Below are 11,328 nucleotides of genomic sequence, written 5' to 3'. Positions count from 1 at the left end.
GCTTATATATATCAGAGAAAATTTGAACGTCGGCTAGCTAAGTGTTACCGACCTACAAGCTGCCTGGAACAATACGCGTACTAGTAGCAGAATGCCGATGGTTGGCTCTTTTTTCCAGAATTCCATGTCCGATCAGCCAACCTTCAAAAATGTTTTGATAGTCTAATTAAGTTAGACCAATGCGACAAAGCTGACGTTTAGTTCATGAAAGTTTCTCTGATCCCAGAGGTTACTTTTCATTTTCAGACGATGATGGCTTCTGTGAGTCTGCTGATTCTTCTTCTGACTTTTCTTCTGACTTTTTTTCCGGCAACATGGTATTGAGCTTCTCACCGCCTTTGGCGCCAAAATCCAATGTTCTGATAGGAAATGGAATTAAGATATCCGCTTTTTCTAGCGCTTTTTTAATTTCTACAACCGCCGTATGTCGAGCTTTCATAAAGCCAGTGTCACCTGGGTAATCGATCCAGAACCAGACTACTAAGTTTATACAGCTGTCTGCAAATCCCTCAGCAAACACGGCAGTTTGTTCTTTTTTGATAACAAAATCACAAGCGTTTATCGCTTCTTCAATAACTCCAGCTGCCTTCTCTGGGTCGTCTGCGTAAGAAATACCAACGGGTACTACGATGCGCCTGACCCCTGTAACCGTATAATTTGTGAGTACGTTTCGAAACAAGATTTTATTTGGAATAACTTCTATTTGGCCAAAAAACGTTTCGACTAATGTGTTACGCAAATTAATGGTTTTTACGGTGCCAAACACATCTCCTGCCTCAACCACATCGCCAATTTGAAATGGCTTACGAATACCCATCGCAATACCAGCAATAAGATTCTCTGCCATGTCTTGAAAAGCAAAACCAAGTGCTAGGCCAATAATACCTGCGCCAGCTAAGAGTGACGTTACAGTACCGGTTAATCCTAAAAACTCTAGGGCGATAAATAGCCCTGTCAACAGCACCAGCATCTTGATAATTGATGAAAGTAGATCGGCAATTTGTTCAGACTCTAAGGTTTTATGAAGCACTTTTCGAACGACTCTACCAACATATTTAGCCAGTAAGCCAAAAAACATGGCTAATAGAAAGGCGACTATAAAATTCGGCAAGTGTTTAATGCCAGCTTCTAGCCAGCCTTGTAATTTTTCGTCAATTAGCTGCCAGAATTTGTCTAATACAGAGAGGTCCATTAATATTATTCCCACTATTATTTATCATCGTTCTTCAATGCAGATTCAGCCCGTGTATTGAGCTTCTCTAGTGTCGAGGATAGGTAAAATAAAACGTCATTTTTCATAAAATGAAAATCCATGTAGCCTCATATTCTCCATACTAACATCTCTTTACTATCCTTGAGGGAGTGAAAGTCAGCGCACTGTTGTCTACTATTTAAAAAAGCTCAGCACATGCTGCGGACAACAGAGCTTTCTACACCGTCATCACCCGATGTTATTCGCTCAACGTTAAAGATGTCACAAGTTGACTTTACGCGGTGACTGGGGTAACGGTGGGAGCGTTGATCTTCCTCTATTGCCTCGGGATAATTTGGGACGATTTTTTAGCTAAAAATATGTGTATCAATGGCAATAGTGGGCTAGCCAAATATCGGAGTATCGCTGTTGATAAAACCAATTCTATCATTGCGAAAGAGTCGGTGAGTGCCATAAGCACAAATAGTTAAGTTAAGTTAAACCTAGCATTTTTGGTTCTTTTTCTTTATGCCTTTGCTTCTTGAGGCAGTCCAGTTTCGCGCAATGCTTTTGTATCTTTTAATGGATATGCACCAAAAAACGGCGGTATTCCCAACTGAATTGAGAGGGGCTCTCGTAGCCAACTTTGAATGTCGTTGTCACATCTAAGTTGTCGGTTAACATTAAACGACGAGCTTCGTTCAAACGTAAAATTTTCGAAATTGCAGAGGCGTCACTGAACGAAAATGACTGTAAGATAAGTATAGATACATGCCGATTTGGTGTTGGACTCTTACGCTCAGGGCGGCGAATTGTCAGTGAAATGGTGAACAATACACCATACCAATAGGTTTGGAACTTTTCCCTCTTTATCCCGCAACAGGACAAAAGAGAGAACAGACATGACACATATCGACGTCAACAAGGTGATAGACTATTCAGTTTTATCTTTAAATTCGCATAAATCTTCAATTATACAGCTGCCGCATCGTGGTTTTCGTGCTAAACAAGTATAACGTCCGTGTAGAATAAACCAATGATGTACATCCACTTTAAACTCGCTCGGCACCACTTTAAGCATATTCAGTTCAACTTGGTCGACATTTTTGCCAGGAGCAAACTTCGTTCGATTTGCTAGCCGAAAAATATGCGTATCAACGGCAATAGTGGGCCAGCCAAAGGCGGTATTGAGTACTACATTGGCCGTTTTTCGTCCCACTCCAGGTAAAGCTTCTAATGCTTCTCGATTCTCGGGTACTTCGCCACCATGTAAATCAACCAGCATTTTACAGGCGTTAATCACATTAACGGCTTTGTTATTGTATAAGCCAATTGTTTTGATGTATTGCTTAAGCCCATCAACGCCTAAGTCATAGATTGCTTGAGGCGTATTGGCAACAGGAAACAACTTATCAGTTGCCTTGTTGACACTGACATCGGTTGCTTGTGCTGATAGCGTGACAGCAACTAATAGCTCAAATGGACTAGAAAAGTTCAGTTCAGTTTCAGGCTTAGGATTATTGTCTCTTAATCTGTTGAGTATTTGTTGTCGCTTATCTTTATTCATAATAATCGGTCATTTTATCGTTAAGTTAACGGTCTCAGTAGTTTAACTGCAAAGTCTTGTTAGTTGACTTTAGTGATCCGCGCACGCGTTACGCTAACACTTTCTACCTTAGGTTGCAGGGCGTTAACTCGGCTATCGATGACATTTTTAAGGGCTATTAATAATCCCATGCCAATAAAAGCACCCGGCGGCAACATAGCCAATAAAAATGGCGTGTCCACATGCCATACATGAATGGTTAACACACTTGCCCAATCACCTAATAGTAAATCTGCACCGCCAAATAACGTTCCTTGGCCGAGCAATTCGCGGCTAGCACCTAAAACAACCAGTACAGCGGTAAAGCCTAAGCCCATCATTAATCCATCGAATGCCGAATGCGCTAATGAGTTACGCGAGGCAAATGCTTCTGCGCGGCCGATAATGACGCAGTTGGTTACAATCAGCGGTAAGAAAATACCCAATGACAAATATAAATTATAGGCATAAGCATTGATCAGTAATTGCACGCAAGTAACAAGCGCGGCAATGATCATGACAAACACGGGGATACGAATTTCTTTAGGCACAAAATCACGTACCAAGGAGACTAAAATATTGGATCCAACTAATACCAACAACGTCGCGACGCCCAAACCCAATGCATTGGTGATTGTTGCGGTAACGGCTAGTAGCGGACATAACCCTAATAATTGTACTAATCCCGGGTTATTTTTCCATAGTCCTTGAGCTGCAATTTCACTATATTTACTCATGGTTGGCCTCACAGACATAATGACTTTGATAAAGTGCTTGGCGATGTTGTTCAACAAATGTCAGTGCATTGGCAATCGCTTTAACGTAAGCGCGTGGAGTAATAGTGGCACCCGTAAATTGGTCAAATTGACCACCATCTTTCTTTACTTTCCACATATTGGTGTTGTCTTTAAATAACTTACCACTGAAATGAGTGACCCAATCCGATTTTCTCAGTTCAATTTTATCACCAAGCCCCGGGGTTTCTTGATGGGAAAGGGTACGAACACCTAATATTTTACCTTGGTTATCTACACCAATAATGAGTTTTATTTCTCCGTTATAACCATCTGGTGCAATAGCTTCAATCGCGATGGCTACGGGGAGTTCATTTTTATAAGCAAGGTATGCTGGTAAGTCAGCTTTAGTGCCTAACAGTTCCGGGGAGTTAACCAAAATGCATTGTTCACTGAGTACATTATCGTATAACTCAGTCGGCACAATTTGGTTAAGCGTTAAGGTTAATTGTTTTTGTTGTTGCAATAATATGGTGTCACTGGTTAACGCGTTCACTAACGCAACTAGGCCAGTGCAACATAAGGCAAATAGGCCAAGTAATAGGCCATTTTTAATCATCGGGTTAGTTGTTAAAATAGACATTATTAATTTCCTACTCGATGACCATAACTGCGTGGACGAACATAATAATCGATAAATGGCGCGCACATATTGGCTAATAAAACGGCGAAAGCGACGGCGTCAGGATAACCACCAAATGTTCGTATTAAGTATATGAGTAAGCCGATCATGGCACCAAATATAAGTCGACCTCTAGGACTTGCTGCTGCGGTAACGGGATCTGTGGCAATGAAAAATGCCGCCAGCATGGTTCCTCCTGAAAATAAATGCATCACAGGGCTAACGAAGGTATCTGGGCTGATCAAAAAACCAATACTGGCACAGACAAACAAAGTCAGCACAATAGCGCCGCTAATATGCCAGCGTATCACCTTAAGCTTTAGCATCACTAGGCCACCAACAAAATAGGCCATATTGACCCAAAACCAACCTTCGCCGACACTGCCAGAGAAGATGGTTTTAGTCATACTTTCTGTTGTGGTAAGCCCCATAGAAAGGTCTGTTTTTAATGTGTCGAGTGGCGTTGCCATGGTGGTGCCATCAATCGCCAAATGGAAAAAATCTGCAGCATATCCCGTGTTTAATTCAAAGATACTGTTGAAGGTATGCAACATATCTGCGTAATTGACGGTTAAGGTTTGAGGGGCAACCCATGAGGTCATTTGTACCGGAAATGAAATCAGCAGCAGTACATAAGCGGCCATTGCAGGATTAAAGACGTTATTACCTAACCCACCATAGAGTTGTTTAACAATAACGATAGCAAATAATGTTCCGATGACAATTAACCACCAAGGTGCTAATGGCGGGATCGCGACCGCAAGTAAGCTTGCGGTAACCAATGCGCTATTATCAGTTAAGGTGGCGACAATATTTTTATTGCGCAGTTTCATTACTGCAGCTTCTGCTAAATAAGCCACCGTAATTGCGAGTAATAATTGAACTAACGTGCCGTAACCAAAATAATAGCTTTGTACTGCAATACCTGGAATAAGGCATAGTGCCACACGCTTCATTACCGTATTGGTGTGCAATGTTGTGCTGACATGTGGAGATGAGGCAATTTTAAATGCCATAGTTATAGTTCCTCTTGCTTAGCACTGTTAGCGAGTTTCTTGGCTTTCGCTTTGGCAACCGCGGCAGCAATTTTAGCTTTTTTGTCATCGACAGGGATTGCTGCAATGGTTATATCAATTTCGATTGCTGGGTTCACTTCGTTTGCGGTATCGCGAGTCTGATCGCCGTCTACGTCATTTGTCGGGCTAGAATCACCAGCTAATGCCGCTTTCTTGGCTTTCGCTTTGGCAACCGCGGCAGCAATTTTAGCTTTTTTGTCATCGACAGGGCTTGCTGCAATGGTTGTATCTGAATTAACTTCGTTTGCGGTATCGCGAGACTGATCGGCGCTCACATCATCTGCCACAGCAGATTCATTGGCTAATGCTGCTTTCTTGGCTTTTGCTTTGGCTACGGCGGCAGCAATTTTAGCTTTTTTGTCATCGACAGGGCTTGCTGCAATGGTTGTATCTGTTTGGCTTGCTGGATTAACTTCGTTTGCGGTATCGCGAGCCTTATCGCCGCTCACATCATCTGCCACGCCAGACACATTGGTTAATGCTGCTTTCTTGGCTTTAGCTCTAGCAACTGCAGCAGCAATTTGTGCTTTTTTATCATTGCCGGTGTCAATGTTCTCGTTAGTTATATCCGTTGTGACCGCAGCTACATCACTTTGATTATCTACTTTAGACTGAGCTGCAAAGGCGGCTTTTTTAGCTTTCGCACGTTCAATAGCGGCATTAACTGCTGTTTTCTTCGCGCTGGTACTGTCTATTGCTGCTTTTGGTGCATCAGTATCAGATGTTGTTACAGCAGTATCAGCAGTATCAGCAGTTATGCCTTCTGCAGCCTGGGATTTTTTAGCGGCGATACGTGCCATAGCAGCGGCTACCGCATCTTTATCACCCGACTTCATATTTGCTTGGCGTTTGGCAGCTGCTTGTTTTGACTTTTCTTCTCGAGCATTTTTTTCATCTTCAAGTCGTTGTAAGCGTGTTTCGAAACGAATTTTTGCTTTTTCAGCTTGTAGTTTTTCTTCTGCGGTATTCTTCAACGCTGATTTCGCGACCCGATAATATTCAACTAAAGGAATGTCACTTGGGCATACGTAGCTGCAACAACCGCATTCAATACAATCTTTTAAGTTAAAACTTGCCGCTTTGTCGTATTCCTCCGCTTTGGCGTGCCAGAATAGCTGTTGCGGTAACAATAACGCGGGGCAGGCGACTGCACACTCACCACAACGAATACAGGCTTTCTCATCTGGATCAGGAGCTATTTCTGCTTGGCTTGGTGCCAATAAACAGTTGGTTCCTTTTGATATTGGCACATCAAGATCACTCAACGCGTATCCCATCATCGGACCGCCGACAATGACTTTTTGTAAACTCTGCGGTTCAAAACCGACTTGGCTGAGGGCATCAGCTACTGTAGTGCCAATTCTCAGCCAATAGTTTCCAGGTTTACCGATGGATTCACCGGTTAACGTCACTACGCGTTCAATGAGTGGTTTACCCTGTAATACCGCTTCTTGAATGGCATAGGCGGTACCGACGTTATGCATAACAATACCAAGTTGAGCAGGAATGGCGCCACTGGGCACTTCTTTGCCGGTAATAATTTGAATAAGTTGTTTTTCGCCGCCTGACGGGTACTTTGTCGGAATAACGGTGACACGGATCATATCGTTAGGTAATGAGCTGCGACGAATAGCAGACTCCATTGCTTGAGCCGCTTCAGGTTTATTATCTTCAATAGCGATAATAATACGTTGTGCGTTAAGCAAATGCTGAATGATACTAATACCAGTTAATATTTCATCACTGTATTCACGCATTAATCGATCATCAGCACTAATGTAAGGTTCGCACTCCACCCCATTAATAATGATTAAATCGATTTCACTCGCGGGGTTGAGTTTTACATGACTGGGAAACGCTGCGCCGCCCATTCCTGCAATACCTGCTTGCCTTATTTTGGCTAAAATATCGGCTTTGGACAGTTGTTCAATCTGATTTGAGGTAAGTTCACACCAAGTATCATGTCCATCGGCTTCGATAATGCAACTCAGCACAGGCAATGAAGAGGGATGATTGCTACCGTGTTGCTCTATCGCGACAACGGTCCCGGAAGTAGGGGCATGGACGGGTAAATAAATAAAACCAGCACCTTCAGTGAGTGGTTGTCCTTTTAATACCTGGTCTCCGACCTTGACACTCAAGGTCGCTTGTTGACCAACAAGAGGAACCGGTATCACAAATCGCGATTGCAGTGGCAAAGGTGATATGGTGCTTTGGTTGGAAAGTGATTTAAGTTCAGGTGGATGGATCCCGCCAGGAGAGCGCCACAAAGTACCTTTATCTAATTGCTCTAATAACGTTAGCACCGTTTGTCCTCTTGCTCTGTATTGATCACGTTGATAGGGATCGCGCGTAATTTCCAATCCCAATTTTGTATTGTGGTTTCAACTGGGATCATATCAATGCAATCGACAGGGCAAGGCTCAACACATAAGTCACAGCCGGTACAATCTTTGGCAATAACGGTATGCATTAATTTACCAGCACCTAAAATGGCATCAACTGGGCAGGCTTGAATACATTTGGTACAACCAATACATTCATCTTCACGGATATAAGCTACTTTTTTAATACTGGCTTGTGCTTCTTCGCCTAATGCTTCAGGTTCAACCCCCATAAGCTCGGCAATCTTTTCCATGGTAGCAGTACCACCAGGAGGGCATTTATTGATTTTGTCGCCGTTAGCGATAGCCTCAGCATAGGGGCGACAACCAGGATAACCACACTGACCGCATTGAGTTTGCGGAAGCAGGGTTTCAACTTGATCAATAATAGGATTACCTTCAACTTTGAATTTTTTTGAAGCAAAACCTAAAATGACGCCAAACACTAATGCTAAAACGCTTAATACAGCAACAGCAATTAATATATTCGATACCATTAGCTAACTAGCCCCGCAAACCCCATGAAGGCTAATGACATTAAACCGGCGGTGATCATGGCAATTGCGCCACCTTTAAAAGGCAAGGGCACGTCTGCAGCGGCTAATCGCTCGCGCATGGCCGAAAACAAAATTAACACTAATGAGAAGCCAACTGCAGCACCAAAACCATAAATAGCTGATTGAATAAAGTTATGGTCTTCATTGACGTTAAGTAAAGCGACGCCTAATACAGCACAGTTAGTCGTGATAAGTGGCAAGTAAATGCCCAGAGCACGATGTAAAGATGCACTGGTTTTTTGCACAACCATCTCGGTAAATTGCACTACGACGGCAATAACCAAAATAAAGCTCATTGTACGTAAGTAGTTGAGGTCAAATGGCTGCAGTAAAAATTCATTGGTGAGATAACTCAGAATAGAGGCTAGGGTCAACACAAACGTGGTTGCCATCGACATGCCAATTGCTGACGCCAATTTGCTCGACACCCCCATAAAAGGGCATAGACCTAAGAATTTTACCAGAACGAAGTTATTCACCAGCACTGTGCCGATCAACAAGAGAAGATACTCTGTCATTGCTACAATTTTTTGACTAATACATCCTAGTATTATCTTAGGTTTGGCGCCGATAAACAACGGATAAAAAATAAGGTTAAACATAAAATGTTTAACCTTGACATAAAATCGTTATTTTTACCGTTTGTTAACGTTGTTTTTACTGTTTAGTTAACAATACTTCAGGTTTAGCAATATAATATCCTTGTAGTCCATCCACTAAAAGTTTTTCAAGGGTGAGTTTTTCATCTTGTTTTTCAACACCCGTGGCAATGACTCGAATACTAATGCGTTTGGCGATATCAACAATCATCCGGATAAAGAATTTATTGTTGTTATCCTGTTCAATATTATCACTATAACTGCTGTCCAATTTGATAAAGTCAGGACGGACCTCGCGGAAAAATTTAAATGAGGTAAAACCTAGACCAAAGCGTTCGACAGCGACTTTTGCGCCAACTTTATGGATCTCTGTGACAAATTTATGACTAGACTCTAAGTTAGCCTGCATTCCAGACTCATTGAGTTCAAACACTAATCTAGCCGCAGTACCACGGTGTTTAGATAATATATCCTTCAACCACACGGTAAAACTCTCTTGCAGAGCAGAAGAAGCACTAATGTTTACCCCCATTTGGCCTGAAATACTGGGGTTTTCACTTAACACTTTAATGGTTTGAGTGACTATCATTTTATCGAGTTCCACACTCATACCATAACGCTCAGCCATCGCAATCACAGTGGTTGTGGGTAAAGGTTTACCTTCGGAGTTATAAAATCGAGCCAAAAGTTCACGGTAAACTTCGGTGTCATTATTACAGGGCTGAATAGGTTGTTGATAAAATTTAATACTTCGACGGTTAATTAAGTCGTCAATGGTCACTTTCCAATGGTTATTACCAAATTGTTCATTCGCTGATAATTTTTCTAATTGATAGTAGCGATTGGGTCCGAGCGTTTGTGCCACGCTGACAGCGGTATCGGCTAATGCCATCAATGCTAATGGTTCATTTCCTTGTTGATAAGGCACCATACCCGCATGAGCAATAGAGTCACTCTTGATACTCTGGGCATATTCATCAAGATGACGCTTAAGTTGCTCTAAAAATCGTTCACCCTCTTTAAGAGTAATACTTTCAATGAAAACAGCAAAATCACCGCTAGATACCCGAAAACACTCACTCAATCCGAGGTTTGTAACTGACTTTCGAATACAAGTAGCCAGTTTAGCTAAATAATCATCACCAGCAGCACGCCCATGTAGTTGGTTAATCGTTGCCAGTTCTGCGGCCTTAATAACAACGAGGACACCATGCTGTTGTTTATCTGTTTTGCTTATAGTGTCAATATGTTGTGTAAAGCGTTGTCGAGTAGAAAAGCCACTCACGGGATCTTGATATGCCGCTTTAGTTAATTGTTCATTTTCTTTGCGTACGCGATCTAAACTGAGTTTTAATTGGCTACGACATGTTTCTAATGCTTTGCCGATGGGATGGAGCACACCTGGGAAGCGAGATTTCTCAATGGCTAGGAACGATAAGTCTGGAATATGAGTAATGTATTCGGCGGCATAGTTAATTCTTTTACGATGTAATTGCATTAACACCGCAAATAACAACATCAAAGCAATATAAGCGGTAATCAATAACGTCGCAGTTTGCTCTAAGTCATTAAAACTAGGGGACAACACACTCGCGGTGTCTAATCTAACTTGTAAACGCCCGTCAGGAAAATCATGCACATGGCCTAATTCAATATTAAAAATCTCGCTGGCAAAATCATCAGAAGGGCGAAGTAAACTGCCATGAGTATAATTTTCATTGCTGTCAGTATTATGGATATATTGGAAAAATTGAAAAGAAAACGCTGTAGACATACGTTGGTATAGCGCTTCTCCGCTACCCTGCCATTGATCAATGGTTTGCACGTATTGCTGGTAATTAGCTCGTGCTATTTCACCTTGTTCTTGTACTTCGTTGTTTTCGACCGTGTAAATTCGAAAAATTAATAAACCGAACACGATAAAAAGGACAAGCTGAAAGGATTTCGATAAGCCCATAAAACAACAATTCCTATGAGTGTATGGCTAAATTTGCTCGGTCTTGCACAAATGTCGTGCTGTAGATGTTCGACCGTGGTATTTAATCAATAATATAATGCTTTAAGTAATAATGCTTTAAATAGTTTATATAATAACCAATATCATCATAGCAGAAATGAGATTAAATGATTACTAATCTAAGGTATTATTTATAATAGAAAAACTAGCGATTTAGTACTAACTAATACCGATGAATAAGCGATTATAGTTAAGGTAAATTAAACTATTGATTAAAATATTGAAATTATAGGGTAGGTTGAGCAAGAGTGTGTTTTGCAGATGATAACGTTGCGGGATTTCTGTGGATATTGTTGCGTTTAATGTTGCGTTTAATAATGGCTCCCCAGACTGGACTCGAACCAGTGACATACGGATTAACAGTCCGCCGTTCTACCAACTGAACTACTGGGGAATTAATTATTACTATAAATACTTAATTTGAAATGGCTCCCCAAACTGGACTCGAACCAGTGACATACGGATTAACAGTCCGCCGTTCTACCAACTGAACTATTGGGGA

9 protein-coding genes and 2 tRNA genes are annotated in these 11,328 nt (G+C 41.7%); all 11 read right to left on the bottom strand.

The window, feature by feature from the left end; translation table 11 throughout:
- Window positions 1–229 precede the first annotated feature (229 nt).
- The 11 genes from AAEY98_RS20300 to AAEY98_RS20250 all read right to left on the bottom strand — a co-directional run bounded on the left by AAEY98_RS20300 (window position 230) and on the right by AAEY98_RS20250 (window position 11,328).
- Window positions 230–1,192 carry a mechanosensitive ion channel family protein gene (locus tag AAEY98_RS20300; protein ID WP_101087032.1) on the bottom strand — a complete coding sequence of 321 codons (963 nt, stop codon included), beginning with the start codon at window positions 1,190–1,192 and terminating at the stop codon, window positions 230–232.
- Window positions 1,193–2,126: 934 nt separating this feature from the next.
- On the bottom strand, window positions 2,127–2,759 hold the full coding sequence (gene nth, locus AAEY98_RS20295) for an endonuclease III (RefSeq protein WP_101087033.1): 633 nt from the start codon (window positions 2,757–2,759) through the stop codon (window positions 2,127–2,129).
- A gap of 59 nt (window positions 2,760–2,818) precedes the next feature.
- The gene (locus tag AAEY98_RS20290; protein ID WP_101087034.1) at window positions 2,819–3,514 is read right to left on the bottom strand and encodes an electron transport complex subunit E; all 696 of its coding nucleotides are present in this window, start codon (window positions 3,512–3,514) and stop codon (window positions 2,819–2,821) included.
- A complete protein-coding gene (gene rsxG / locus AAEY98_RS20285; RefSeq protein WP_101087035.1) occupies window positions 3,507–4,154 on the bottom strand; it encodes an electron transport complex subunit RsxG in 648 nt (215 codons plus the stop codon). Before rsxG ends, AAEY98_RS20290 begins: the two co-directional genes overlap by 8 nt.
- Window positions 4,155–4,156: 2 nt before the next feature.
- Window positions 4,157–5,209 (bottom strand): electron transport complex subunit RsxD, encoded by a 1,053-nt coding sequence (gene rsxD / locus AAEY98_RS20280; protein WP_162023254.1) that lies wholly within the window; start codon window positions 5,207–5,209, stop codon window positions 4,157–4,159.
- A 2-nt stretch (window positions 5,210–5,211) separates the two neighbouring features.
- Window positions 5,212–7,575 (bottom strand): electron transport complex subunit RsxC, encoded by a 2,364-nt coding sequence (gene rsxC, locus AAEY98_RS20275; RefSeq protein ID WP_351019173.1) that lies wholly within the window; start codon window positions 7,573–7,575, stop codon window positions 5,212–5,214.
- On the bottom strand, window positions 7,569–8,150 hold the full coding sequence (gene rsxB, locus AAEY98_RS20270) for an electron transport complex subunit RsxB (RefSeq protein ID WP_101087038.1): 582 nt from the start codon (window positions 8,148–8,150) through the stop codon (window positions 7,569–7,571). The genes rsxC and rsxB overlap by 7 nt, the downstream gene beginning before the upstream one ends.
- Window positions 8,150–8,728 (bottom strand): electron transport complex subunit RsxA, encoded by a 579-nt coding sequence (rsxA, locus tag AAEY98_RS20265; protein WP_101087227.1) that lies wholly within the window; start codon window positions 8,726–8,728, stop codon window positions 8,150–8,152. Before rsxA ends, rsxB begins: the two co-directional genes overlap by 1 nt.
- Window positions 8,729–8,867: 139 nt before the next feature.
- Window positions 8,868–10,766, bottom strand: coding sequence for an EAL domain-containing protein (locus AAEY98_RS20260; RefSeq protein ID WP_101087039.1), 1,899 nt, complete (start codon window positions 10,764–10,766; stop codon window positions 8,868–8,870).
- A 378-nt stretch (window positions 10,767–11,144) separates the two neighbouring features.
- Window positions 11,145–11,220 (bottom strand) — tRNA-Asn (locus AAEY98_RS20255).
- Window positions 11,221–11,252: 32 nt separating this feature from the next.
- A tRNA-Asn gene (locus AAEY98_RS20250) sits at window positions 11,253–11,328 on the bottom strand.

The organism is Shewanella sp. AC91-MNA-CIBAN-0169 (genome assembly GCF_040310165.1).
GTDB lineage: Bacteria > Pseudomonadota > Gammaproteobacteria > Enterobacterales > Shewanellaceae > Shewanella.
The sequence above is the reverse complement of the archived record's forward strand: the minus strand, read 5'-3'. Positions and strand labels throughout refer to the sequence as shown.